This is a genomic window from Alteromonas sp. ABE4_545 (assembly GCF_056161325.1).
This window is the reverse complement of record NZ_JBSWYY010000008.1, coordinates 135,289-160,446: the sequence shown is the minus strand read 5'-3', so window position 1 is coordinate 160,446 and position 25,158 is coordinate 135,289. Positions and strand designations below refer to the sequence as shown.

Genomic DNA, 25,158 nt, shown 5'->3' with positions numbered 1-25,158 from the left:
TGAAAAGCAGCATTACGCTGCTTTTTTTAATCTCATGCCCTCTTTTATCCACTTATATTTATAAACGCTTTTGGTTCAATAGCCTCAGCTCTATTTTTTGCAACATTTTTAACCAAATAGTGATAGTATCCCTGTCGAAACAATTATAAAAATACCATGTTGAACGAAGGTAGGCAGATGCCAATCTCTAAATACGATATTAATAAAAATACTGGGGAGCCGACATCACTGTTTTCAAGAGAGAAACCTCGAGTACTTATCGTTGATGACTCTGAAATTAGTGTGTCTTTTTTGTCAGAACTATTAAAAGAGCAATACACCATTGATACGGCTAATAATGTGAAAGATGCACTAACGCTGTGCTTGTCTTTCGCGCCAGATTTGGTGCTTGTTGATTACCAATTAAACGATGCATCAGGTGTAGAAGTTTGCCGTCAAATAAAGCAGTCTCACTATACTGAAAATACATCGGTGATCATGATCTCTGGCGAAAATGATTTAGAGTCAGAGCGACTATGTTGGGAAGCGGGGTGTGTCGACTACATCAACAAGCCCTTCATAAAAGAGTCATTGCTCCATCGCGTCGCAGCGCATACTAAGCTCAAACAAATGACCGACAAACTGCGTCAGTTATCAATGATCGACAACGTGACCAACGTGTTTAATCGTCATTATTTAGAGCAGTACATGTACCAAAATTCGGTACGCTCAGAAACAAACGCTGTGTCTCTTTTCTTTATCGACATCGATTACTTTAAACGATACAACGACCACTACGGCCATTTAGCCGGCGATATTTGCCTTAAAGAAGTGGCGAAAGCAATAGAAAAGAACCTCAAGCGTCCCAGTGATTTTGTGGCTAGATATGGTGGTGAAGAGTTTGCAATTATCCTACCGTCTACCGTGTATGAAGGCGCGACTATGCTGGCGGACAATATTATTAACTCAGTATGGGAAGCTGACCTCCCCCATGCGGCTTCTCCGCTCGGGAAAATAACTGTTTCGGTAGGTGGCGTGACCTACGATGAACCATTATTGAATTGGAAAGAAATGTTGCTCAAAGCCGATGAGTTGTTGTACAAGGCCAAAGAGTCAGGCAGAAACCAAATTCAATTTGAACACGTTAAAGCATGACAAGAGGCGCTAATGTTAGCGCCTTTTTCTTTGGTCGTTAACTCAGTTTAAAACGTCTAACTGCGTTTCTCAGGCTTTCCATCCCACTGTCGAGTTGCAGTGTTGACTCGTTCGCTTTACGTGTACTCTCTGCGCTGGCCTCAGCTAAATCAACAATGCGCTGTAAGCTTGCTGCTACGTCGGATAACAAATCGTCTTGCTGCCCCGAGTCGGTCACAATTTGGCCGTTGATTTCTGTGATTTGACCAATGATTTGCGTGATATTAGTGACTTCTTCAGTGACTTTTTCGGTAATTTCAACACCCGATTTAGCTTGCTCATGACCAACATTTATTGCCTTCACCGCTTGCACTGCATCTTTTTGCAAGTTGGCAATCATATTTTCAATTTCTTCCGTTGAGTCGTGAGTACGATTAGCCAAAGTTCTTACCTCATCTGCCACCACAGCAAACCCACGCCCCTGCTCTCCTGCTCGCGCAGCCTCAATGGCCGCATTAAGTGCGAGTAGGTTTGTTTGTTCGGCAATCGTTTTAATCACATCCAAAATACTGCCAATGTTGCGGCTGTTCTGGTCAAGCCGCCCGATAATATCGGCTGATTGTTCAGCTTGTTTCGCTTGTTGATTAACTTGCTCTCTGTTTTTCTCAACTAACTGCGCGACGTGTTGGCTCTGCTCTGATACACGGTGTAACGCTTCCATCGACTGATTGATTTGCTGCAAGTTACGGGCGCTGGTTTCTCGTACATTTTGCGTATTGTCAGCGGTTAAACCAATTTGTTGGCGCTGTTCATCAACCTGTCTTAGGCTTCGATTTCCCATATCAACACTTTGCTTGGTCATTTCTTCAAGGTGTTTCTCTTGCTCAAGAATATTCCCCACCAGTTCTCGTAAGCTCCCAGTTAACGCATTCACCTTGGCGGCTAAGCTGGAAAACTCGTCATTACCCAACTGCTTCAAACTGCGTGATAAGTCGCCTTCGCTAATATGAGTAAGCCCTTTGTTCACTCGCGCTAGAGGGATAGCAATACTTCTGGTTGCAATAATAGCTAAAGCAATAGCTGCAATAATTCCGGCAACAGAGACCACCGCATTGCGCACAACATTGTTTTCAACTGTATTGAGTATGTCTTCTTGGCCTTCTAAGGTGCTCTTGCTGACTTGCTCTGATAATCGATTGATGTCGTCTAACGCTCGGTCTAGTGCATCTTTAGCAGATTTACGACGGTCAATGCTGTCGGCGATAAATGTTAGCTTTGCTTGCTGAGTTTGTATCAAGCCACCATCGCCAGTGAGTTGCGATACCAGTGTATCGTACTGCTCATTAAATGATGCAATGATGCCATCGGTATCCACCTCTTGAGCTAGCCGATTTAAATAGTCTCGGTCAACTTGTAGGTTACTTATCTGGTAATCGAGATCTTCAATAATAATCTGCGTTTGTTGTGGGTCGTTCGACTCTCCAAGCTCTTTAATACCTGTGTTCATGGTCAACAATTTATTGTCTATGTTTGTCCCCGCGCCTATCAGCGTGGGCAAGGTGGGAGAATTGCCCTCTAGATAACTCAAATCCAACATTAATGCGCTGGCTTCATCGGCCGAAGCCAAAACGTCTTCGGTAAGCGTGGCTAATGCCGTTTCAGTTTTCATTCGCTCTGCAAGAGCAACATACATGGCCGAGCTTTCAGATAAGTACAATTCAGAATCAACTTTGGCTTTTTGTGTGTGCTGCCCCTGCCCTAATAGCACTGTTAAGGCAGCGAGTTCGTCGGTGAGCGTTGCCGCCGACGCTTCGAAACGCTGTTGATTTTGTGCGAGTGTTTCCAGAGAGGTCTCATGAAATCCGTTAGCCGTCACTGTAGCTAACGTCAATATCGACGTTTTTACCTCGTTCATTTTCGATTGGATCGGCATTTTTTCTTCTACCACTGTTACGGCAGAATCACGAATCTCACTCAAGCCTAAATAGGAGAGAATACTCATCATCAAGAGTAAACCGCCGATCAATGCGAAGCCTAAACTTATCTTATTTACCACTGTTAAGCGCATCAGACACCATCAAATTGATTTAAAACAGATATTACAACCGATTAACAATATTATCTTACTCTTATAAACAATAGACAATAAAGTGTTAATTAGCGTAATCTACGATTAAATTTCCAACGAATTGCCGAATAGCGGTCGCTTTTTCTTTTAAATCTGTACAAGTTACCTATAATAGCGGCTAATAAAGCTAGGCAAATAAAGAATACGTGCTCATGGATCAAAACAAAGAATTGAAAAAAGCTGGCCTAAAAGTCACGCTACCTCGCCTGAAAATACTGCAAATTTTGCAGGAACCGAAGAACCAACACATCAGTGCTGAAGATGTGTACAAGATCCTAATCGAACAAGGTGAAGAAATTGGTCTTGCTACCGTTTACCGTGTTCTTAACCAGTTCGACGACGCCGGTATCTTAAATCGTCACCATTTTGAAGGTGGTAAATCGGTATTTGAAATTAGTCACAAAGAACACCACGATCACTTGGTATGCCTCAAGTGTGGCAAGGTTGTAGAATTTGAAGACGAATTGATCGAAGAACGCCAAGAACAAGTGGCTAAAAAGAACAATATGAAACTGACTCATCACAGTTTATACCTGTACGGTGAATGTACTGACGGTAACTGTGATTCTTCAGAAGATTAAGTGTAAAAAAGGTGCGTTCACTCACGCACCTTTTTTCATTGTTAATAGTTAAATTTACCTTCCGCGTAGCACTTTATTGCATACGCCCAGACATCCCCTGCTTTGCCGCTACCAATCTGATGACCATCCACATGAGTAACCGGCACTATTTCTTTACTCGAACTGGTGATCCACACTTCGTCAGCAGATAACAATTCATCAACCGTTACTCTTTCCTCAACAACAGGGTAAACCCCATCTGCATTCAAAATGCTAATAACAAGTTGTCGAGTAATACCCGGTAATAACTGATTATCGAGGGGCGGCGTTTTAATTTTCCCGTCTTTCACGATAAAAACATTACTTGAGCTAGCTTCTGTAATTTCACGGTGTTGATTGTGTAACAGCATTTCAAACTGGTCTTGCGACCTAGCTTGCTGATAATGCATCACATTGCCCAGTAAGGCCGTAGACTTAATATGGCAGCGCTGCCACCGTAAGTCTTCTGTCAGACCACAGCGCCCCCCCGTCGTCGCTTCTGCAGCAGTCGAGAATGGCGCACCAATAGCAAAAGCATAACCAAACACAGTGGGCATGACATTGTCTGGATAAGCGTGATACCGCTTGGTGTCAGCACCGCGAGAAACATGCAAATAAATGCCGATATTTTCTCCCAAACTCTGTTGGTTTTGGGTTATTAATTCATCTACCAACGCATGCCATTCAGCGTCACTTTTTTCAACGCGAATCTCAATATTCGCTAATCCCTTTCTCAATCTGGCAATATGCGCTTTCAAGCCAACCGCTTTCCCTGCATAACTCGGGATCACTTCATAAATACCATCACCAAAAAGAAAACCACGATCTAAAGGCGAAATACGCGCTTCATCGAGTGGTAAAAACTGGCCATTTAAAAATGCTATTGTCATGGATTAACCAAATAAAATTAAAATAGAGAAAGAAGTTTGTTCACTTCTAGTAACCATAGCGCCCGCGCGTTTGCAGCATCAATGGAGGTAAACCGAATACGATCTCCAGGAACGGATTGAGCAAAGCGAGACAAATCACAACGCGCCACTGCGCCTATTTTAGGATATCCACCTAGTGTTTGCCTATCCCTCATCATCACGATGGGTTGGCCATTGGGCGGAAATTGGATGGCACCCAACGCAATACCCTCGGAAGACAATTGTTGAATACGACTTTGCACTGCAGGGCCACTTAAACGATATCCCATACGGTCTACAGACTGTGTGACTGTGTAATCGCTGGTATAGAAGCGCATTTTGTCGAGCTGATCAAACTCACTCACCTGATACCCTTCTACCACCCGTATAGGTTGAGATAAACTGTACTGTGGGCGTAAACAAACTGGCACCTCACAGTGACCGTGCTCAGTGTGAGGGATCACTGGCAAATTAAACGCAATTTGGTCTTCGGTTTTGACTGGCGAGCCATTCAAGCGTATGCCGCCTAGTTGCTCTCTAATAACCGTACACGCGGAATCAAGTGCCTGTGGAAATGCAAAACCACCGCTCACCGCGACATAATAGCGCTGACCAATGGATGCTGAAGTAATCTGGATCTGTTGCCCTTTATTCGCCCTGAAGCGTGACCATGACGGTACGGTTAAACCGTCAACCTGTATATGTATATTTGGCCCGCATACAGCGAAATACCCCGATTGCATTATGGCAAAACGCACCTCCCCCATCGCTTCAAGCGCATTTTCGGCTTGCATACCGGCTAATTTTAGCGCCCAACGATACGCTAGCTCATCCATGGGGCCAGACTCAGTATAACCTTGAGATAAAACGCCTACTCGCCCTTTATCAACAGTGAGTATAGGTAACAGTGCTTGTTGAACGATTAAGCTCACTCCGTCACCTCCAAGGTCATGCCATGCTGTGTAGCAATTTCGTGCGCCCGGGCTTTGTCAACGGCGTAAAAACGTACCGTATCGCCCGTAGCCAATAACGCGCTGCCATTAGGCTGTATCATGGGAACAGGGCACACTCCTAAAAGGTGCCAACCTCCCGGCGACGCTGCTGGATAAACGGCCGTTTGCCGATCGGCAATAGCAACAGCTCCCGGTGGAACTCGCTTTCTAGGCTCTTTCATACGCGGCATTGATAAGCCTTTGGGTGTCTCTGCTAAATAACCAAAACCGGGGGCAAAACCCACCGCGTAAACCCGTAAGGTGTCTTGAGTGTGAGCTTGAATGATTTGTTGGTCAGTTAAACCCGTTTGCCGACTGATTAAAGCAAAGTCGTTATAGCCGTTTGCGCCATAAAACACGGGTAATACATGGTGTTTCCCTGCTTGCGACTCAGTCTCACTTTGCCAATTCACACTTACGAGTGCTCGATACACATCATGGTGGTCAGCCGTTTCCAAGTTAAAATACACCAACACACTGTTATAGGAGGGTATCACGTCTACCAGCCAGTGATATTGCTGTGCTAATAAGGCGTTCTGACATTGTGATACTAACCGATGGTTAGCGAGAACATCGCCTTCATCAAAGTAAACAATCACGCCGCTATCGCCGGCAAATTCAATGTCAGAGAAGGGTTTACACACCTTCATGGGCGCTCACCACCGCCGTGCTGGTCAATAAAAGCTCGTATACGCTTAACCATTGTCACTGCGCCGGGAGAATCACCATGCACGCACAGTGAATCCACTTTTAACGGCAAAATATTCCCGTGTTGTGAAGTCACCGCCCCCTCATTAATAATCTGGCAAGCCTGTTCAAAAGCCTGTTGATCATCGAGTACAGCGCCGGCTTCCCTTCGGCTGGTTAACAAGCCCGCATCCGTATAGCGTCTATCGGCAAATGCTTCAAACAATAGCCTAATGCCCATCTTTTCAGCTCTGGCTTGAATTTCCTGCCAGTCTGGCGTGGCTTGAATCATCAAAGGTAAATTGGGATCTAACTCGGCAATCGCCTGCATAACATGCTCCATGATGGCCGAATCACGCATCATGTCGTTGTACATGGCACCATGAGGTTTAACATAACCAATGTCGCTACCTTGAATGTTTGTCATCCCTCGTAACGCGGAAATCTGATAGTGCAAGCATGCTATCAGTTCCTGTTTAGACAACTGCATGCTGCGACGGCCGAAGCCTTGTAAGTCGGGATAAGAAGGATGCGCACCAATATTAACGCCATGGGTTAAGGCAAGCCGAATCGCATGTTGAATGGCAACCGGATCGCCAGCGTGAAAGCCACATGCAATGTTAGCTTGATTAAGATAGGCCATCACTTCGTCTTCTACGGGCATCTTCCAAGCACCGTAACTTTCACCTAGATCACAATTGAGCTGCATAATCGCTGTGTTCTCCTTCGAAAATTCGCGTATCATGTTACCTGTTCTAATCAAAAAGTCAGGTCTGATGATAAACATTGGCAAAATGAATCAGCTTCACGTAGAAGCAAGCTTTCCATTTGGGTACCAACTCCTAAGCCCATACGATCAAGACACTACGGTTGTCTTGCCTCATGAGCATGCCCCTGAAGGGATAAAAATTGGTGATGTACTCAATGTGTTTGTGTACAACGGCGAAGACGGTAACCTTGCCGCCTACCCTCATGAGCCTGACATCGAAACAGGTAAAATATTTAAACTAAAAGCCGCTGGCGCCACTGCGTTTGGAGGCTTTTTTGAATGTGGTTTACCACGTGATTTGTTGGTACCCAAAGATCTGCAAGAAAGTACCATCAATCCAGGTTTTTACTATCCTGTTTATGTTTTCTATGACGAAAAAACCGATAGATTGCTGGGCGCCACCAAATTACATCCCTTTTTCCGCGAGCGAAACCCAGAATTAAGCGAAGGCGAAAAAGTCGATTTGATGGTGTACGCCAAAACTGACCTCGGTTTCAAAATGGTTATTAACAATACCTATTTGGGTTTGTTGTTCCACAGTGATGCCTACAAGCATTTGAAAATTGGCGATACCACCGAAGGCTTTATCAAAAGTATTCGTGAAGATGGAAAAATAGATGTCGCGCTACAATTGATCTCCAAAGCCGCGCGAGACGAACTCCAACAGGCAATTTTGGACGATCTTGAAGCCCATGGCGGTTTGTCTACGTTAACAGACAAAAGCCCAGCCGAAGAAATTTATCAACGCTTTGGTGTGAGTAAAGCGGCTTATAAAAAAGCCATAGGCGCACTGTACAAGCAACGCAAAATTACCCTGAGTAAACAAGCCATAACATTGGCGAAATAACGGAGCATATAATGAAGGCAAACGTAGTTTGGCGTAGTGACCTCACTTTCGATGGCACCATGGAGAATGGCCACAGTCAAGTGATGGATGGCAACGGTAATACCATCACGCCAATGGAGTCAGTTTTATTAGCAGCAGGTTCATGTTCTAGCATTGACGTTGTCGACATCCTGAAAAAGGGGCGAAATGAAGTGACATCGTGTGAATGTGAACTTGAAGCGACAAGAGCTGAGTCTGCACCTCGTGTATTCACAGCCATTCATGCCCATTACAAAGTAAAAGGTGAAGGCTTAACCGAAAAAGCCGTGGCACGGGCCGTTCAACTCTCAGCAGAAAAATACTGCTCGGTGATGCTTATGTTAAAAGGCAATGTAGATATCACGACCTCTTTCAGCATCAATTCAGACCAATAAACTAGACTTTAGGCTAGTAAGTGGTGAAATTCGCCAACCCTTTGTGAATGATATTTCACCACTTCATTCGAAATCAAACGTAAAGCATTGTAAAGTAACAGTTTTAAATATTTCACTTGAAGTTGGCACGTACCATGCTGTTAAGGGCTTATTAACATAATAAGCACATAACACAGGTACTTTTCCATGGAGATGAAAAAATCACATATTGCTAAAGCCGTTCTATTCGCTGGAATGTTTGGCTTAGGAGCAAACCTTACTGGATGTGGTAATGCTGAAGCGATCGACTCGGCAGCACAAGAAAAAGAACAAGAAATCGTGGTTACCATTCCGGTTGAAGCGTCAGCCCTTCAACAAGGCAGTATTACTTCAAGTTACCATACCACTGCAATCCTAGAGGCAAAGGAAGAAGCCTTTGTTGTTGCGCGTGCTTCGGGCATCATCGAACAAATATTAGTGGAAGAAGGTGATTACGTCGAAAAAGACCAAGTACTAGCAAAACTAGATCGCAAACGTTATGAACTTAACCTACGCAAAGCCGAAGCCGACCTCACCAGTATTGAACAAGAATTAAACCGAATAAACAAAGTGTATTCTAAAAAGCTTGTCAGTGATGATAGTTTCGACAAGCTCAATGCACAGTATGAAGGAGCTAAAGCGGTACTTTCGCTGGCCGAACTAGATTTGGCGGAAACGATTATTAAAGCCCCAATTTCCGGTTTTATCGCTGAACGCAATGCCAAAGTCGGGAACTTAACCGAGTCTTTTCAACGTGAACGCATGTTCCATATCGTGCAGCAAAAAGAATTACAAGGCATTGTATACCTTCCTGAAACCGAGTTAGAGCAAATCCATAAAGGCCAGTCGGCCTCGTTAAAAGTAGCGGCCTTAGGTAACAAGGTTGTTACCGGTTATGTGTCGCGCATTAGCCCTGTTATCGATTCTGAAACCGGCACATTCAAAGTTACTCTGCGTGTTCCCAATGAAACAGGCCATTTGAAATCTGGCATGTTTTCAGAAGTAGAATTGAACTACGAAACTCACGACAACGCGACACTCATCCCACGCAAAGCCTTGATCGCCATTGACGACAGAACCAGTGTTTTTGTTATCAAAGACGGCCTAGCCTTTAAACAAGACGTACAAACAGGTTTTGAACAAGACGACCTGGTGGAAATTATCGCGGGTCTTGAGGGCAACGAAACCGTAGTGGTTGTTGGCCACCATAATTTGAAAGATGAAGCTCCTGTAGAGGTGGTAGGTAGCTAGTTTGCCGCCTGCTCTCACAATTTAATCAGGAGACAATGATGAAAATTATCGATTTAGCGGTGAAGCGCCCCGTCGCCATCGCCATGTTTACTTTTGCCATTTTACTGTTCGGGGTGGTGTCTTTAGGTCGACTCTCAGTCAACTTATTACCAGAGCTGTCCTACCCTACTCTCACCATTCGCACAGATTACGATGGAGCTGCGCCCGCTGAAGTTGAACAACTGGTATCAAAACCAATTGAAGAAGCCATAGGTGTTGTGAAAGGCGTACGTACTGTCACATCTACATCACGAGCTGGCCAATCAGATGTAGTATTGGAGTTCACGTGGGGCACTGAGATGGATTTTGCCAGTCTTGAAGTCAGAGAAAAACTGGATGTACTGCAACTTCCTCTCGATGTCGACAAACCTCGCTTATTGCGTTTCAACCCTAGTTTAGACCCCGTCATGCGATACGGTTTGAGCCTCGCAAACGCCGATGATCTCAGTAATGTTGAAACTTCAATGAAAAACCTGCGTACCTATGCCGAGGAGCAAATCAAACGCAAGTTAGAATCGATTGAAGGTGTTGCGAGCGTGCGTATCGGAGGCGCGCTAGAGAACGAAATTCAAGTTTTGATCGATCAACGCAAAGCCAGCCAGCTCAATATTACCATTGATTCCATCATTACCCGTTTGCGCGACGAAAATATCAATACTGCTGGCGGCCGTGTAGACGATGGTGCCCAAGCTTTCTTAGTAAGAACCTTGAATCAGTTTCAAAGTTTAGACGAAATTCGAGACCTTTATGTGGCTAACCGCGATGGCAAAAACATTCGGTTGCGCGACATTGCCATTGTGGTAAATGCTTATAAAGATCGCGATGCGGTAAGCCGTTTTGACGGCAAAGAAGGGGCAGAGATTTCGATTTATAAAGAAGGTGATGCCAACGCGGTAGATGTTGCTACGCGTATTAAAAGCCAACTCCCCCGTATTACCGAGTCGCTACCTGACACTTATGAACTTAAAGAGGTGTACGACCAAAGCGCCTTTATCAAGCAAGCCATTGACGATGTGAAATCGGCTGCGGTGATTGGCGGTATATTAGCCATGTTGGTGTTGTATTTGTTTCTGCGTGATTTTTGGCCGACGTTAATTATCTCTATTTCGATCCCCGTTTCGATTGTGGCGACATTTAACCTCATGTATGCCAATAACATTAGCCTAAACATCATGAGCTTAGGAGGTATTGCTCTGGCAGTAGGATTACTGGTAGATAGCAGCATAGTAGTACTAGAAAATATCGACCGTCATCGCCAACGCCTCGTGGACATAGTGAAAAGCCGTGGCAAGGCCGCCATCGAAGGAACTAATGAAGTTTCCGGTGCTATTGTCGCGTCTACGCTTACCACTATGGCCGTGTTTGTACCTTTAATCTTTGTTGAAGGGATCGCAGGGCAATTATTTGGCGACCAGGCTATGACGGTCTCTTTTGCGTTGATTGCCTCTCTTATCGTTGCGTTAACCCTGATCCCCGCTCTAGCTGGGCGTGATAAAACAGATAAACCTGCACACTCAGATACGTTCACCACCGAAAAAGTGGAAAAGAAAGGTATTAAAAAGTGGTTTAGTTACCTCGCCCTTATCATCACCTTTCCCCTTAAAGTCGTATTTTATTATATCCCTCTTGTACTATTCACAGTGCTACTTGCTACGTGGAAGCTCGTATCTAAAGCGATGCATTGGTTATTCAAGCCACTCGCGATTTTATTTGAAAAAGCCTTTGCACTACTCGCGCGTTTCTATCAAACCAGTTTACACGCTGCTCTACAGGCTCGTGCCTTAGTGCTAGCTATCGCAATCGCGCTAACGGTTGGTGCTGTATTCTTACTTCCACGAGTAGGAATGGAGCTTATTCCAAGAATGTCTCAAGGTGAACTATTCGTCGAAGTGACTTTGCCAGCGGGTACACAAGTAAGCCAAACAGATGCGTTATTAGAGTCCTTGGGTGATTATGCAAGCACACTACCGCAAGTAGAGCGCACATATTCCATTGCCGGCACTGGCAGTTTATTGAGCGCGTCACCTTCACAAGGTGGCGACCACTGGGGCAAACTTAATCTGGTACTCAAATCGGGGGCAACGCCCGCCGAAGAAGAACGCGTAAAAACCGCATTGCGTGACTTCCTCGCTGACAAAGCGGGTGTACAGAGTAAATTTGGTTATCCCGAATTATTCAGCTTTGCTTCACCAATTCAAATTGAATTGCAAGGATACGATTTACGCCAGCTTCAAAGCGTGAGCGACCAAGTTATGGAAGCGCTGGGTACCAATAACCGTTTCGCAGACATCACTTCTACCCTAAGAAGCGGTAACCCTGAACTTAAAATTGACTTTAATCACGCCAAGCTGGCACGCCTTGACCTTGATGCGCCAACGGTATCCAACCTGATCGCAGCTAAAGTCGGTGGTGAAATAGCTACGCAATACAGCATGGAAGACAGAAAAGTAGATGTATTGGTAAGAACTCAAGATCAACAACGCGACAATATCAATGATATTCGCAGCATTATTGTAAATCCTGGTTCTTCTCAACCTATTCCGCTTCATGCCGTTGCCGACGTTTATATGAGTGTTGGCCCCAGCGAAATTACCCGAGTTGGCCAACAACGTGTGGCAATAGTGCGGGCGAACTTGAGCTATGGTGATTTAGCCGATGGAGTTGCGGCCGCGCAAAAGGTACTTGATAACAGTTCATTACCCTTGAGTGTGAAAGCGCGAATCGCAGGCCAAAGTGAAGACATGAAACAGAGCTTTGCGTCGTTACAATTAGCCTTGATACTCGCGGTGTTTATGGTGTACGTAGTGATGGCTTCGCAATTTGAATCACTGATGCATCCACTATTAATTTTGTTCGCTGTACCACTTGCAGGCGCAGGGTCAATTTACGGATTGTGGCTGACAGGCACTAATATCAGTGTGGTCGTGTTCATCGGCCTCATCATGCTCTGTGGTATTGTCGTTAATAATGCCATTGTACTCATCGACCGCATTAATCAGCTTCGTTCACAAGGGATGGACAAACATCAAGCAATCATTGATGCGGGTATGACACGCCTTCGTCCTATCATTATGACTACGCTAACCACCATTCTTGGACTTCTGCCCATGGCCATTGGCTTTGGCGAAGGTGCAGAAGCTCGCACTCCGATGGCGATCACGGTTATCTTTGGGCTGTTGTTCTCAACATTACTCACACTGGTATTACTGCCAGTGCTTTACGACCTGTTCGATACTAAACGCTTTGCTGTTACCAGCCCAGAAGCCGAGGAGAAGGTCTATGGATAAGTTCTCTGACGCAGGTGCGGCACTGGCAAATTTTGCCTTGCGCAAACCTGTCACAGTTTGCATGTTCTTCTTCTCGTTTTTACTTTTTGGTATAGCTGCGAGCCGCATGTTGCCGTTGGAAAAATTTCCCGGCATCGACATTCCACAATTGATGATCCAAGTGCCCTACCCAGACGCGACTCCGTCTGAGGTTGAGCGCATGATCACTCGCCCGGTAGAAGAAGCCGTAGCAACTATGTCAGGTATTAAACGCTTGCAGGCTTTTTCGCACGAAGATCGCGCTGACATTTTTGTCGAATTTGATTGGTCTACAAACATCAAAGCCAAAAGTATCGAAGCGAGAGAAAAAATTGACGCTATTCGTCATCTATTACCCGACGATGTCGAGCGTATTTTGGTGTACAAGTTTAATACCAATGATATGCCGATTTTTCAATTACGGGTGTCGAGTGAACGTGATTTGTCGAATGCTTACGACTTGTTGGACAGAAACCTAAAACGTCCAATTGAGCGCGTTGCAGGCGTATCTCGGGTCGAGCTTTATGGGGTGATGAAAAAACAAATAAGCGTGCGAATTATTCCAGAAAAACTCACAGCCCTGCACGTTAATGCCCAAACCCTTGGCAACCGCTTACAGCAGGCTAATTTTTCAATGACGGCAGGGCACTTCTTTTCCGGCGATCAGAAAATTATGGTCAACCCACAAGGAGAGTTTAAAGATATTAGCGACATTGAAAACCTGTTGATTCAGCGTGGCGTGAGATTAAAAGATATTGCCGACATTCAATATGAATTGCCAGAGCGTGGCGAGGGACGACACCTAGACCGCACCTATGCGGTGGGCTTTAATATATTCAAAGAGTCTGGTGCGAATTTGGTTGACGTTTCTGAGCGTGTGATGGACGTTATTGAAAACGCCAAGAAAGATCCCGAATTTAACGGTATCAGCTTGTTTGTGATGGAGGACACTGCCGACAGTGTTAAATCGTCGCTCGGAGACTTAATTTCTGCTGGCTTAATTGGTGCTGTACTTTCAATCGCCGTACTGTTTTTATTCTTACGTCAAATGACCCCTACCCTCATAGTGGTGCTGTCGGTGCCCTTCTCTATCTGCATCACCCTCGGATGTATGTATTTGATGGGCTATACCCTGAACATACTGTCGTTGATGGGGCTGATGCTCGCCGTTGGTATGCTGGTTGATAACGCAGTAGTTGTTACCGAAAGTATTTTCCAGGAACGTGCAAAAGACGATAACACGGAGCGGGCGACAAAATCTGGCGTAGCAAAAGTGAGCTTGGCTGTCATTGCCGGTACGACCACCACAGCGATTGTTTTTCTGCCCAATATTGTAGGTGTAAAAATTGATATCACCGTGTTTTTAGAACACGTGGCGATAGCAATCTGTATCTCATTATTTGCATCACTACTTATTGCACAAACCTTAATCCCATTGTTGGCGTCGCGTATCAAAGCCCCTAAAGCCAACCAAATCAAAACAGCAGGTTACATTACAGGTTATGGAAAAGTATTAGGCTGGACAATGCGTCATCAAGGCTGGACCGCGGTGATTGCCCTTTTGTTATTGGCCTCTGCCGCTATCCCATTGGGAGCAATAAACAGTGACGATGAAGGCGGCGATAACCAAGAACGTATTTGGCTGAACTATCACATCCAACAAAACTATACCTTGGAAGAAGTTGAAAAGTCGGTGAACAAGATGGAGGCCTATTTATATGACAACCAAGAGCGCTTCCAAATTAAACAGGTGTATACGTATTTTAATCCTGGCCATGCAGTATCCGGTATCACCTTGAATGACGAACTAACTGTGCCGATTTCAGAGATCAAGCGTATGATTGCCGAGGATATGCCAACCTTCGTAAGAGCCAGACCGTCTTTTCGATGGAACGAAGGAAATGGTGGCGGTGTACGCATCACTTTACTCGGTGAATCCAGTGATCACTTACGCGAAATCGCTGACCGTATTATACCGATGATTGCCAACATCAATGGCTTGACCGACGTAAAGGCCGATGTAGGCAGCGAGCGTGATGAAATTCAAATTCGCGTCGATCGGGAAAAAGCATACAAACTTGGCTTAAATACAAAAGAGGTAGCCAATCTCATTGCCACCGCCCTACGAGGGAATAACCTGCGTACCTTTCGCTATGGCGATGCCGGTGAAGTGTCTGTGCGCTTAATGTACGGTGAAGAAATTCAATCTTCTCTGGCAAAGCTTCGCAACATCAACCTGTCTCAGCGCGAAGGTCAGCGTATCACCCTTGATATGGTTGCTAACCTAACCGTAGTGCCACAACTTTCTCAAATCAACCGATTCTATCGTCAAACAGCGTTGAGTATTGGGGCTAACCTCAATGAAGAATTCAGTATGTCTGAAGCTCGCGAACAAATTGAAAAAGTCATGGCTTATGTAGACTTGCCTGATGGCTATCAATGGACACTTGATGGAGGGTTCCGCCGTCAAGACGAAGCCTTTGATGTCATGGTAGTAAACATGATCTTAGCGGTTTGCATGATCTATATTGTGATGGCGGCATTGTTTGAATCTTTACTATTACCGACCGCAGTGATTACTTCACTACTCTATTCTTTCACTGGCGTGTTTTGGGCGTTTTTATTCACAGGTACATCAATGTCAGTCATGGGAATGATTGGTATGTTGATACTCATGGGCATTGTGGTGAACAATGGCATTGTGTTGGTTGACCGTATTAATCAACTCATCAATGAAGGAAAAACGTTAATAGATGCTGTTGTGGATGGGTGTCAGTCGCGTATTCGACCAATTTTGATGACAGTTGCAACGACAGTACTGGGCCTTGTACCTCTCGCTATCGGTACCACACGCATAGGGGGCGATGGACCACCGTATTCCCCAATGGCCATCGCCATTATAGGAGGACTACTCTTCTCTACAATTACCAGTTTATTCCTGGTGCCGTTGACTTATGTGCTTTTGCTCAAGCTCAGATTCCATGTAAGTTTGATGCTCATTAAGAGCCGCACTTGGGTAACCCGCTGGGTAAGGATATGACCCCAGTAATACCTGCCAACAATAGCCGTTGATTCGGGGGCGATTCACCTTTTTAGGTGTGGTCGCCGCCCGTCTCTTTAGCCAGCGCATGCTTAGCTGCGTTGTGTTAGGTACTGATAAACAGAGTCAGCGTTACGCTCTACTGAAAACTCGATTAGGTTAGTACCGTTACAAGTCATGCCGTCTTCTGCAGTTACTAGGCGAAGTACTTCACGTTGGCTAGCTGCAATACGACCTACGTTACGCGCTAAAGATGAACGAAGTAGACGGATATCATCTTTTACGATAGCTTTACAGAAACCTGCGAAATCTGTGTCACCTACAAAACGAACTGATTTTACTGGTGCATCAGCCATCGCTTGGCTAGAAAGTGCTGCGGTTGTTGCTAGTGCTACTAGAGTGGTTTTAACTAGGTTTTTCATTGTCGATTCCTCAATCAAAGTAAACAATTTAAATTTTCGTGTTTTGGCAAACTCTATAAAGCAACCAACTTGATGACGTCGTTCCCATCTCGCTGGTGCACTATATTTATGCCCCATCTAAAAATTATTTGCTGTAGCAATATTGTTTAAGCTGCGTAAACCACTGGTAAAACCATTTGTTAACCATTTTTAACACTAGTAAGCTATTGATTTATTGTTGTTTTAATCAATTAACATAGGGTTTTAATTATTAAAAGATCCATCTATATTCTAATTAATTCTAAAAAATCAGGTTAAACTGACCCAAAAATTACGTAAGAAAACTACATTTTCACAAATTAACACCGACTTTAGGTGAATTTATCGGTAAAAACGGACTTTATTAATGTAATAAAATTACAAAAATGACATCAATCACATCAAAAGAAGGATCAAAACCGGTCTGTTCTAAACAAAAAAGTGACGTAGTTAAAGAGAGGAAAACGCCACAACCACTCCATTGTGCATAGTGACGTTTTATTTTTAAAAAAGGGGGAGAAACACCTCTATACTGCGCTTAGTGAAACTAAGCCAAAGCTACACGTAGTGACGCTCTCGTTTTGTTTCAATTGTATCGATATACGCATGCCAAGATGCATAGCCAAGCAGTGGCATTAAGAATATAAAGCCTATAAAACCGGTAACAAAACCAATAGCAACCATTGAAAAGATAATGCCTCCCCAAATTAACATAGGTACTTTATTCACCCACACCGCATTCACACTGGTTAACACCGCGGTTGCCAAATCGACTTTGCGCTCCATTAAAATAGGTTGAGTAAAGGCAGTAACAAACAACATGCCGACAGTGAACACGCCACCAACTATGGTTCCAAGTGTTAGAAACGGCAATAAACTGTCAAATGACAAGATTTCTTGTGACGGATAGAGGGCGTGAATCAGTGACGCTACCCTTAACCAAAAGATCATCAGTACCATGAGCATGATACCAAAACCCCATTCGTTAACCGCGTTTCGGCTGATTGCGTGTAGTGAATGAGACAAGGAAGGTTTGTGCCCTTTTTCCATTTCCCAACTGACATCGTAAAGCCCTGCAGCCAAAAAAGGCCCTAACAGCATAAAACACACAATAGCGGGCAATATAATTAAGTGCCAACCTGTCAGCGCCACCAAATAAGTAATCACCCATGGTATCGCCGCAAATAGCACACCATAAACAACGGACAAACCGGGTGTGCGTAATAAATCTTTTAGCCCTAAACTTAGCCATTTAATTGGATCTGCCAAATCCAACTCTTTACACGGGATAACCCGTGCAATACCACTTTGTGTAATGGCGTTTTCTGGCGTTTCTTTGAAGTGATGTGACATGCCAAGCCTCACCTGACTAATTTTCGTATTCAATCGGACGACATGACGTACCGACCCCTAGTACAAACATAGGATCACCATCAACAATTTACAATTTATTAACGATTAATTATTGAACAATTTACACGCCCGCTAGCAATTCAACGTTACATTGCTCTCATGCCACCATATTTAAAGAAAGGTTCCCCTTGCCTTCTAATGCGTAAGCGGAGTGTAGTCATGTGAAAAGCGCTTTGTATTTATTGCCAATACAAAGGGTCAATTAGGCAAAAATCGATTAGTAATAGGCGTTATCAGAAATATTTTTCCTCTGAATGGGGATATTTGAAAATAGTACTTAACACAAGGGCTTGGCTTGCGATACTCTGACGACCTGATCAACTGAACAAGTAAATGATGAAAGCTGTAAATCAATCCCATAAATTGGATAATGTATGTTATGACATTCGTGGTCCTATTGCGGCACAGGCTCGCAAGATGGAAGACGAAGGGCACCGAATTTTAAAACTGAACATTGGCAACCCTGCCCCGTTTGGTTTTGAGGCGCCAGACGATATTGTAAAAGACGTCATTCATAACCTACCTCGAGCCCAAGGCTATTCTGATTCAAAAGGGATTTACGGCGCTCGCGTTGCTGTGATGCAGTACTATCAACAAATGAACGTCAAACACGTACGTGTTGATGATATTTTCATTGGCAATGGCGTAAGTGAAATGATCATGATGGCAATGCAAGCCTTGTTGAATAGTGGTGATGAAGTGCTGTTACCCAGCCCTGATTACCCGCTATGGACAGCAGCGGTCAGTTTGTCGTCGGGTACGCCAGTGCATTATCGCTGTGACGAGCAGGCTGATTGGTTCCCTGATATTGATGATATTAAAAGTAAAATCACACCTAAAACGAAAGCGATTGTATTGATTAACCCAAACAATCCCACCGGTGCAGTTTATGATGAAGCACTACTTCAGCAGATTATTGAAGTTGCTCGCCAGCATAGTTTAGTGATCTACAGTGATGAGATTTACGACAAAATTCTCTATGACGGGCGTAAGCATACTTGTATCGCATCTCTAGCCGATGACGTATTTATCGTAACCATGAGTGGCCTGTCAAAAAACTATCGAGTGGCAGGTTTTAGAGCCGGTTGGTTAATGGTTAGTGGCAATAAGCGCGTGGCAAAAGGCTATATTGAAGGCCTCAACATTTTGTCTTCGATGCGCATGTGCGCCAATGTTCCTTGTCAAACGGCGATCCAAACTGCACTTGGCGGTTATCAAAGTATCAACGACCTGGTCAGACCCGGTGGCCGACTGCAATTACAGCGCGACTTAGCCGCAGATATGCTCAATCAAATTGACGGTGTACACTGTGTTAAACCGAAAGGCGCCATGTATTGTTTTGCACGTGTCGACGCTGAGAAATTTAATATTTCTAATGACGAGCAAATGATCCTCGACTTGTTAAGCAGCGAAAAAATTCTGTTGGTACACGGTCGTGCATTTAACCTAAATGAAGGCACCTATTTCCGATTGGTGTTTTTACCTCACAGCGATGAATTGCGCCCAGCTCTTGGGAAAATAAACCACTTCTTCCAGCATTATCGTCAGGTTTAATCACCTGCGATAATGCCACTACTAACCTTGGACCCATTTAATGACTAAGCAAAGCACCTTTCTCGCCTGGATATTGCGTATGCCCCTCATTAAACGATGGGCGTTAATGCGTTCTATAAAAAGCGAGAACATCGCTGAACATTCGCATCAGGTAGCGGTGATTGCTCATTTGTTGGCGGTGATAAAAAATCAATATTTCCAAGGCACTATTAACGCAGAACGCGCCGCAACAATCGCGCTGTATCACGAAGTCTCAGAAACCAAATTACAAGACATCAACCACGTCACTAAATACCACAATCCTGAACTCACCCGTGAGTTCAAGAAACTCGAGCAAATTGCAGAGTTGGAATGTTTGCGGTCATTACCACAAGCGCTGCAACAAGAGTTCGCACCACTGTTGGTACAAGAAAATGTTGATGCTGAATACAAAAAGATCGTCAAAGCCGCTGACTTGCTCTCCGCTTATTTAAAAGCGTGTGATGAACTGCGATTCGGCAACGCAGAATTCGCAATTGTCAAAACGCGTCTTGAGGGAATGTTAGCCCACTACAGAACCTCGATGCCTGAAGTTGACTACTTACTCAATCACTTTGCCGAAAATTGTTTCGTCAGCGTAGATGAACTGGCCCAACTAGACACCAACGATTAACGTTTAACTCTGTGTTGGTTGTTGTTGTCTCGGCTATCTCGAATAAGCGCATCACCAGACTCAAAATCACTTTTAGCGAGTCGGTCATACAGTACAACGTTTGCTGTTGCAGCTAAATTCATACAGCTAAAGGTGGGAATATAAACTACGTGATCGACCCACTCTAATACCTCCGGGCCTACGCTGCCATCTTCTGGACCAAAAACATAAAACGCATTTTCTGGATGAACAAACTCAGGTAAAGGAACTGCGCCTTCAACCAGTTCAATGGCTACCGTTGTTGCGCCTTCGGGAACCGCTTCGGCAATATCTGGAATACGAATTGTTGGAATTTGTTTGTGAAAGCCTTTGGTATCAGCATTAAACTCTTTGGCATAGGCATAGCGTTGCCCAGTGTAAAACACACTACTCACGCCATAACACCCTGCAGCACGTAAAATAGACGCCACATTAACGGCAGATTTTGGGTTAAGTAAACCGATACTGACTGTTTTCTTCACAACTAGACTTCTGAAATTCGAGAGGCGCGTAGACTACCAGAATGTGAATTCGCCGCCTAGTTGCAAACAACTTTATCTTGTTGGCTATTCTTCAGATGTCGAGGCAGCCTTATTTCTGGCTTGAATTTCAGCTGAGGTTGTCGCATTACCGCTAAACCACTCTGTCGAACCAAAATCTACCACATTATCAGTAATCGACTTACCACTATAATTCTCGACTAACATATCTGCCACCGAGTAAGCGACACCCAATGGACCGGCGAAGAGGAAACTGCCTACCAGACTCGCGCCTGCATCGACCGTATTGCCGGTAGAGGCTTGGTAAATATCAGACACAACAGGAATATGGTTTAACACATTCACCGAGTCAAACACGTCATCGAGCGTAAAACCGTCTTCTCCCAAGGTCCAAGTTGCCATACTGTCAAAAATATCTGTGCTGGATTCAGTACTACTCGTTTCAGTTGTCGTTGCCGTGCTATCGCTACTGGTTCCGGTCAGCCCTCCAAAGAGGTTGGCTTGAAGAGAGGTGAGAAATGCACTCTGCATTGAAGACAACGATGATTCAGAGGTCATATCACTCAACGTTTCGTCACTTAAATCTCCGAAACCCAGCGCGGAATACAACTGCTTTTGAATACCTTCAATGCCGGTATCACTAAATAGATTACTGGCCGCCGATTCTGCATCGGAGCTATCACTGTCAGTTGATGTTTGCTCTTGACCAAAACTCAACAAACTCGCAAATAACGTACTCGCTGCTGTTTCAGGCGTGCTCGTCTGTGAATCAGTACTCGCATTCACTGTTGAGTCAGATGACAAATTAAACCCAAGCCCTTGCTCAATACTTGAAAGTAAACTCATACGCGCCTCATAGTTATGTCAGCCAGTGTAAAGGAATGGTCATGGTTGTAAATATTTCGAAAATTTCACTTTATTATCAAGACGATACGTGATTTTCAAATATGATAATAGGCGAAGAGCCAGTATATGTAAATGCAATAAATGCTTCGTTAGAAAGCATCTGTATTCCAATTTTCCAGCAGTAAGGTTATATCCAGATGAGAATAATTACGCAGAGTTTAACGACCTGCTTATTATCTACAGTGCTCTTTGCGTGCAGTCAAACCGCCACGGTAGAAGAACAGGTCGTGGAGTCAAGTCACACTAACCCATTAGTTGATCAGCGCGCTATTGATACAACGAACAAAGAAGTCATGCCTGGCGATCCAACGTATCGTCCAATTCGCATAGACCCCGTAGAAACGGTTCAAGTACCAACGGGCTCTCTGTTTAATCCGCAAAGTGCGGTGGGCTTGTATGAGCTTCATCGAAAATACCGCGTGGGAGACATGATTTTAATCCGCCTTGATGAAAGCACTTCGTCGAAAAAGTCTCTCGACTATAAGCGCGACAAAAGTGGTAGCTTACAAGTTGGCCCAATGACGGTTAATGCTGGCCCAATTCAAATCAGCGAAGATGATTTTGGTGTTGAGCACGAACACGAAAGCGAATTTGATAGCTCGGCTGAAACCAGCCAGTCAAATTCACTTGAAGGTGATATTACCGTATATGTGAAAGAGATTTTGCCCAATGACAATTTAGTTATTGCTGGCGAAAAATGGATAACTCTCAACAAAGGCCAAGAGTATGTCCGTTTTTCTGGCGAAGTACGGATCAAAGATATTGAAGTAGATAACTCGGTGAGTTCTTCAAAAATCGGTAACGCCCGCATTGAATACAGTGGTAAAGGCGACCTACAAGACAACCAAGATCCGACACTCATCGGTAAACTATTCTCTATCTTTGATTGAGTCATTACATGTTGCCGATTACCTCTCAACGTTTACGCAGGCTAAGCCTGTACGTGGCCTTATTGGCTTGTTTTACAACAAGCCCTCATGCTCTTGCAGTATGGGTACAAGGTGAAGCCAGCATAGCGATAAAAGACGCCGACGTAGCTGACGTTCGCATTATGGCAATTAAAAGCGCCGTTGCTGATGCGTCTTACAAAAATGGTAGTTTTGTGGTGGCTGAAGACATTATGCTTGATGGCCTACTGGTTAGCAGCAAGTCTCACATTCGCACACAAGGTCGTATTCAACGTGTTGAAATTCTCGACGAAAATATTGATGAAGACAATGTACTGAGCGTCACTGTACGCGTTGACATTACGCCCCTTTTCGATTGTGCAAAAGACGACTACGCAAGATCTATTTTAGTTACCCAGTTTCAACTGCAAAGACCAAGTCAAGCCAGCTATGGTGGGATCTTCGATTTTGGCCGTCAGATCAGTAAACGATTTGAAAACCAGTTGAGAACACAAACTCAAGCACCGAATGTATTGCTGATTGATAAGGCGTTTTCTTCGGCCTCTGCTTATGACGACATTAACTTACAAGATGCGACAGACAAAGCTCTGTATTTAGCCAATCAGTACGGTAGACAGTTTATTTTGTTTGGCTTCGTACGCGACATCAGCTTGTTTGAACAAGTGCAAGAAGCGCTGTTAAGCGACGATGTAACCTTGCGTCGAAATTTTACGGTGGAAGTGTACGTACTCGATGCCTATCGTCACACGATGGTTTATCAAGAAAGTTATCACAGTGAAGGCGATTGGGAATTTGACGATGACTACACCGTAGACACTAATAACAGCTTATTTTGGCGAAGTGATTATGGTCGTGTTGTGTTAAATACCATTCACGGTGCAGTGCAAGACGTTACCAATGCCGTAACCTGCGAAAAGGGATTCGCGCAAGTGATAAATCGCAATGGTGACCAAGTAACGATAAGCATGGGCAGCCGTGACGGTATTCGACCCGGAGACACATTCGAAGTGTTTAAAAAACAAGTAGTACAAGCAGGTTTTGGCAATACCGCTCCCCTGCTACAAGCGGCAGCAGATGACAATTTGACGGTAGTGAGGGTCAACGACCAAACCGCAACCTTGGCACCAGCGAACAATACGCATACCACCAGCGCAGACTTGTTTGATTTGGTCAGCCCAATTGGTCTGTTTAGCTCCGATAAGCCGTCACCATAATCACGCTTTTTATGACTGATAATCAAAAAGTCTAACTGTTCTGATAGCAAAATATTGCATATTTCTGGGCACAGATTATCCTGCGCCCAAATTATCAAAAATACATCGACAGAACATCTCCTAAGGGCATATTGTGCAACAGTCTCCCATACCCAATTTTTGGGGTTTAACCCCTATTTTTATGTTTGTCATTCTGGTGGTTTTCACTGGTTTGATTAGTAATGACATCACAGCGATGCCAATTTTGGTTGCCTTTTTCCTTAGTGCCGGTTACGCATTACTACTGCAACCCAAAGATAACAAATTGACACTCAACGAAAAAATTCAAACTTTTTGTACCGGAGGGGGTAACAAAAATATCATTTTGTTGGTGTTGATATTTCTCTTAGCCGGCGCTTTTTATGCACTCACTATCGATATTGGCGCAAGAGATGCCACGGTCAATATGGCGTTGAATTTTGTGCCTACCAGTTTGATATTGCCCGGTTTATTTCTTATCTGCTGTTTTATTTCGTTTTCCATGGGCACGTCAATGGGCACAATCACTGCTCTCACCCCTATCGGTGCTGGGCTTGCCGAGAGTTTAGGTGTATCAGCTCCTCTCGCTGTTGGAATTGTGGTGGGCGGCGCTATGTTTGGCGACAATTTGTCTTTTGTATCAGATACCACCATTGCAGCCACCCGCAGCCAAGGTGTGAAGTTGACGGATAAATTTAAGGCAAACTTACTAATTGCATTACCCGCTTCCCTCATTACCATCGCCCTGCTTAGCTTTGTCGATGTAACCACCAGCCAAGCGATACAGGCTGATGATTTTGATTTGTATAAGGTATTGCCGTACTTATTGATCATCTTAAGCGCGTTGGCTGGACTAAATGTGATCTTGGTACTCACTGTGGGAATTGTCAGTGCTGGTCTTGTTGGTTTGCTAGACGGCACATTTGATTTACTGGCGTTATTGACCAGCGTGCACAAAGGCATGGGCTGGATGCAAGACCTCTCTATGATAGCAGTGACAATAGGAGGGATTGTAGGCCTGATGCACGCCTATGGCGGTATTGCGTGGTTAATTAAAGTGCTCACCCAACGCATTAACTCTCGCCGTGGTGCAGAATTTAGTATCGCAACCCTTGTCAGCGTACTTGACCTGTCGGTGGCCAATAACACTATTGCGATAGTAACGGCAGGCCCCATTGCCAAAGACCTTAATGATCAATATGGTGTAGATCCTCGTCGAACTGCCAGCTTACTCGATGTATTCTCTTGCGCATTTCAGGGGATGGTACCCTACAGTGCACAGTTGCTCAGCGCCGCTGCGATTGCCGGTATTTCACCATTGGCCATTGCGGCCTATTGCTGGTATCCCATGCTGATTTTATTCATTGGGGTTTTATCTATCGTGTTTAACTTTCCGCGCTTCTCTGCGCCACTAGAACAAGAATAA

At 44.5% G+C, this 25,158-nt stretch carries 21 protein-coding genes; 12 read left to right on the top strand and 9 right to left on the bottom strand.

Going from position 1 to position 25,158, the window contains the following annotated elements; genetic code table 11:
• Positions 1–177: 177 nt before the first annotated feature.
• Positions 178–1,134, top strand: a complete 957-nt coding sequence (locus ACXAH6_RS10145; protein WP_474876548.1) for a GGDEF domain-containing response regulator — start codon at positions 178–180, stop codon at positions 1,132–1,134.
• Positions 1,135–1,171: 37 nt separating this feature from the next.
• Here ACXAH6_RS10145 and ACXAH6_RS10140 read toward each other — a convergent pair whose 3' ends face one another.
• Positions 1,172–3,181 (bottom strand): methyl-accepting chemotaxis protein, encoded by a 2,010-nt coding sequence (locus tag ACXAH6_RS10140; RefSeq protein WP_474876547.1) that lies wholly within the window; start codon positions 3,179–3,181, stop codon positions 1,172–1,174.
• Between the two features lie 212 nt (positions 3,182–3,393).
• Between ACXAH6_RS10140 and fur the strand changes: the two genes are divergently transcribed.
• Positions 3,394–3,822 carry a ferric iron uptake transcriptional regulator gene (gene fur, locus ACXAH6_RS10135; RefSeq protein ID WP_474876546.1) on the top strand — a complete coding sequence of 143 codons (429 nt, stop codon included), beginning with the start codon at positions 3,394–3,396 and terminating at the stop codon, positions 3,820–3,822.
• 41 nt (positions 3,823–3,863) lie between these two features.
• On the opposite strand, the gene ACXAH6_RS10130 is transcribed toward fur, so the two are convergent.
• From ACXAH6_RS10130 to ACXAH6_RS10115, 4 genes are read right to left on the bottom strand one after another with little or no spacing between them, the layout of a single operon-like run.
• Complete coding sequence (locus tag ACXAH6_RS10130) at positions 3,864–4,730, bottom strand: aminotransferase class IV (RefSeq protein WP_474876545.1); 867 nt, start codon at positions 4,728–4,730, stop codon at positions 3,864–3,866.
• Positions 4,731–4,747: 17 nt separating this feature from the next.
• Entirely contained in the window at positions 4,748–5,680 is a 933-nt protein-coding gene (locus ACXAH6_RS10125; RefSeq protein ID WP_474876544.1) for a 5-oxoprolinase subunit C family protein, read from the bottom strand.
• Entirely contained in the window at positions 5,677–6,390 is a 714-nt protein-coding gene (locus tag ACXAH6_RS10120) for a 5-oxoprolinase subunit B family protein (RefSeq protein WP_474876543.1), read from the bottom strand. Before ACXAH6_RS10120 ends, ACXAH6_RS10125 begins: the two co-directional genes overlap by 4 nt.
• On the bottom strand, positions 6,387–7,136 hold the full coding sequence (locus tag ACXAH6_RS10115; RefSeq protein ID WP_474876542.1) for a 5-oxoprolinase subunit PxpA: 750 nt from the start codon (positions 7,134–7,136) through the stop codon (positions 6,387–6,389). The genes ACXAH6_RS10120 and ACXAH6_RS10115 overlap by 4 nt, the downstream gene beginning before the upstream one ends.
• A gap of 67 nt (positions 7,137–7,203) precedes the next feature.
• Between ACXAH6_RS10115 and ACXAH6_RS10110 the strand changes: the two genes are divergently transcribed.
• From ACXAH6_RS10110 to ACXAH6_RS10090, 5 genes are all read left to right on the top strand, one after another.
• On the top strand, positions 7,204–8,043 hold the full coding sequence (locus ACXAH6_RS10110; protein ID WP_474876541.1) for a CvfB family protein: 840 nt from the start codon (positions 7,204–7,206) through the stop codon (positions 8,041–8,043).
• Between the two features lie 11 nt (positions 8,044–8,054).
• On the top strand, positions 8,055–8,456 hold the full coding sequence (locus tag ACXAH6_RS10105) for an OsmC family protein (protein WP_474876540.1): 402 nt from the start codon (positions 8,055–8,057) through the stop codon (positions 8,454–8,456).
• A gap of 192 nt (positions 8,457–8,648) precedes the next feature.
• Entirely contained in the window at positions 8,649–9,725 is a 1,077-nt protein-coding gene (locus ACXAH6_RS10100; RefSeq protein ID WP_474876590.1) for an efflux RND transporter periplasmic adaptor subunit, read from the top strand.
• A gap of 38 nt (positions 9,726–9,763) precedes the next feature.
• Positions 9,764–13,051 carry an efflux RND transporter permease subunit gene (locus ACXAH6_RS10095; protein WP_474876589.1) on the top strand — a complete coding sequence of 1,096 codons (3,288 nt, stop codon included), beginning with the start codon at positions 9,764–9,766 and terminating at the stop codon, positions 13,049–13,051.
• Entirely contained in the window at positions 13,044–16,109 is a 3,066-nt protein-coding gene (locus ACXAH6_RS10090; RefSeq protein ID WP_474876539.1) for an efflux RND transporter permease subunit, read from the top strand. The genes ACXAH6_RS10095 and ACXAH6_RS10090 overlap by 8 nt, the downstream gene beginning before the upstream one ends.
• A 92-nt stretch (positions 16,110–16,201) precedes the next feature.
• Here ACXAH6_RS10090 and ACXAH6_RS10085 read toward each other — a convergent pair whose 3' ends face one another.
• Both ACXAH6_RS10085 and ACXAH6_RS10080 read right to left on the bottom strand, forming a co-directional pair.
• Complete coding sequence (locus tag ACXAH6_RS10085) at positions 16,202–16,531, bottom strand: DUF3718 domain-containing protein (protein ID WP_474876538.1); 330 nt, start codon at positions 16,529–16,531, stop codon at positions 16,202–16,204.
• Positions 16,532–17,107: 576 nt separating this feature from the next.
• Complete coding sequence (locus ACXAH6_RS10080) at positions 17,108–17,902, bottom strand: DUF2189 domain-containing protein (RefSeq protein ID WP_474876537.1); 795 nt, start codon at positions 17,900–17,902, stop codon at positions 17,108–17,110.
• Between the two features lie 396 nt (positions 17,903–18,298).
• Here ACXAH6_RS10080 and ACXAH6_RS10075 point away from each other — a divergent pair, with 396 nt between their 5' ends.
• Together ACXAH6_RS10075 and yfbR are read left to right on the top strand one after the other, a co-directional pair.
• A complete protein-coding gene (locus ACXAH6_RS10075) occupies positions 18,299–19,516 on the top strand; it encodes a pyridoxal phosphate-dependent aminotransferase (protein ID WP_474876588.1) in 1,218 nt (405 codons plus the stop codon).
• 40 nt (positions 19,517–19,556) lie between these two features.
• Complete coding sequence (gene yfbR, locus ACXAH6_RS10070; protein WP_474876536.1) at positions 19,557–20,168, top strand: 5'-deoxynucleotidase; 612 nt, start codon at positions 19,557–19,559, stop codon at positions 20,166–20,168.
• Here the strand turns inward: yfbR and ACXAH6_RS10065 are convergent.
• Positions 20,165–20,668, bottom strand: coding sequence for an RNA methyltransferase (locus ACXAH6_RS10065; RefSeq protein ID WP_474876535.1), 504 nt, complete (start codon positions 20,666–20,668; stop codon positions 20,165–20,167). The genes yfbR and ACXAH6_RS10065 overlap by 4 nt on opposite strands.
• Positions 20,669–20,752: 84 nt before the next feature.
• Positions 20,753–21,532 carry a hypothetical protein gene (locus tag ACXAH6_RS10060; protein ID WP_474876534.1) on the bottom strand — a complete coding sequence of 260 codons (780 nt, stop codon included), beginning with the start codon at positions 21,530–21,532 and terminating at the stop codon, positions 20,753–20,755.
• A gap of 197 nt (positions 21,533–21,729) precedes the next feature.
• Here ACXAH6_RS10060 and ACXAH6_RS10055 point away from each other — a divergent pair, with 197 nt between their 5' ends.
• The 3 genes from ACXAH6_RS10055 to ACXAH6_RS10045 all read left to right on the top strand — a co-directional run bounded on the left by ACXAH6_RS10055 (position 21,730) and on the right by ACXAH6_RS10045 (position 25,158).
• Entirely contained in the window at positions 21,730–22,482 is a 753-nt protein-coding gene (locus tag ACXAH6_RS10055) for a flagellar basal body L-ring protein FlgH (RefSeq protein WP_474876533.1), read from the top strand.
• 8 nt (positions 22,483–22,490) lie between these two features.
• Positions 22,491–23,714, top strand: coding sequence for a flagellar assembly protein T N-terminal domain-containing protein (locus tag ACXAH6_RS10050; protein WP_474876532.1), 1,224 nt, complete (start codon positions 22,491–22,493; stop codon positions 23,712–23,714).
• 133 nt (positions 23,715–23,847) lie between these two features.
• Entirely contained in the window at positions 23,848–25,158 is a 1,311-nt protein-coding gene (locus tag ACXAH6_RS10045; RefSeq protein WP_474876531.1) for a Na+/H+ antiporter NhaC family protein, read from the top strand.

Coding starts and splice junctions, on each gene's coding strand:
- ACXAH6_RS10145 (WP_474876548.1), top strand. CDS start 178: ATGCCAATCTCTAAATACGATATTAATAAAAATACTGGGGAGCCGACA.
- ACXAH6_RS10140 (WP_474876547.1), bottom strand. CDS start 3,181: ATGCGCTTAACAGTGGTAAATAAGATAAGTTTAGGCTTCGCATTGATC.
- fur (WP_474876546.1), top strand. CDS start 3,394: ATGGATCAAAACAAAGAATTGAAAAAAGCTGGCCTAAAAGTCACGCTA.
- ACXAH6_RS10130 (WP_474876545.1), bottom strand. CDS start 4,730: ATGACAATAGCATTTTTAAATGGCCAGTTTTTACCACTCGATGAAGCG.
- ACXAH6_RS10120 (WP_474876543.1), bottom strand. CDS start 6,390: ATGAAGGTGTGTAAACCCTTCTCTGACATTGAATTTGCCGGCGATAGC.
- ACXAH6_RS10115 (WP_474876542.1), bottom strand. CDS start 7,136: ATGCAGCTCAATTGTGATCTAGGTGAAAGTTACGGTGCTTGGAAGATG.
- ACXAH6_RS10110 (WP_474876541.1), top strand. CDS start 7,204: ATGATAAACATTGGCAAAATGAATCAGCTTCACGTAGAAGCAAGCTTT.
- ACXAH6_RS10105 (WP_474876540.1), top strand. CDS start 8,055: ATGAAGGCAAACGTAGTTTGGCGTAGTGACCTCACTTTCGATGGCACC.
- ACXAH6_RS10100 (WP_474876590.1), top strand. CDS start 8,649: ATGAAAAAATCACATATTGCTAAAGCCGTTCTATTCGCTGGAATGTTT.
- ACXAH6_RS10095 (WP_474876589.1), top strand. CDS start 9,764: ATGAAAATTATCGATTTAGCGGTGAAGCGCCCCGTCGCCATCGCCATG.
- ACXAH6_RS10090 (WP_474876539.1), top strand. CDS start 13,044: ATGGATAAGTTCTCTGACGCAGGTGCGGCACTGGCAAATTTTGCCTTG.
- ACXAH6_RS10085 (WP_474876538.1), bottom strand. CDS start 16,531: ATGAAAAACCTAGTTAAAACCACTCTAGTAGCACTAGCAACAACCGCA.
- ACXAH6_RS10080 (WP_474876537.1), bottom strand. CDS start 17,902: ATGTCACATCACTTCAAAGAAACGCCAGAAAACGCCATTACACAAAGT.
- ACXAH6_RS10075 (WP_474876588.1), top strand. CDS start 18,299: ATGAAAGCTGTAAATCAATCCCATAAATTGGATAATGTATGTTATGAC.
- yfbR (WP_474876536.1), top strand. CDS start 19,557: ATGACTAAGCAAAGCACCTTTCTCGCCTGGATATTGCGTATGCCCCTC.
- ACXAH6_RS10060 (WP_474876534.1), bottom strand. CDS start 21,532: ATGAGTTTACTTTCAAGTATTGAGCAAGGGCTTGGGTTTAATTTGTCA.
- ACXAH6_RS10055 (WP_474876533.1), top strand. CDS start 21,730: ATGAGAATAATTACGCAGAGTTTAACGACCTGCTTATTATCTACAGTG.
- ACXAH6_RS10050 (WP_474876532.1), top strand. CDS start 22,491: ATGTTGCCGATTACCTCTCAACGTTTACGCAGGCTAAGCCTGTACGTG.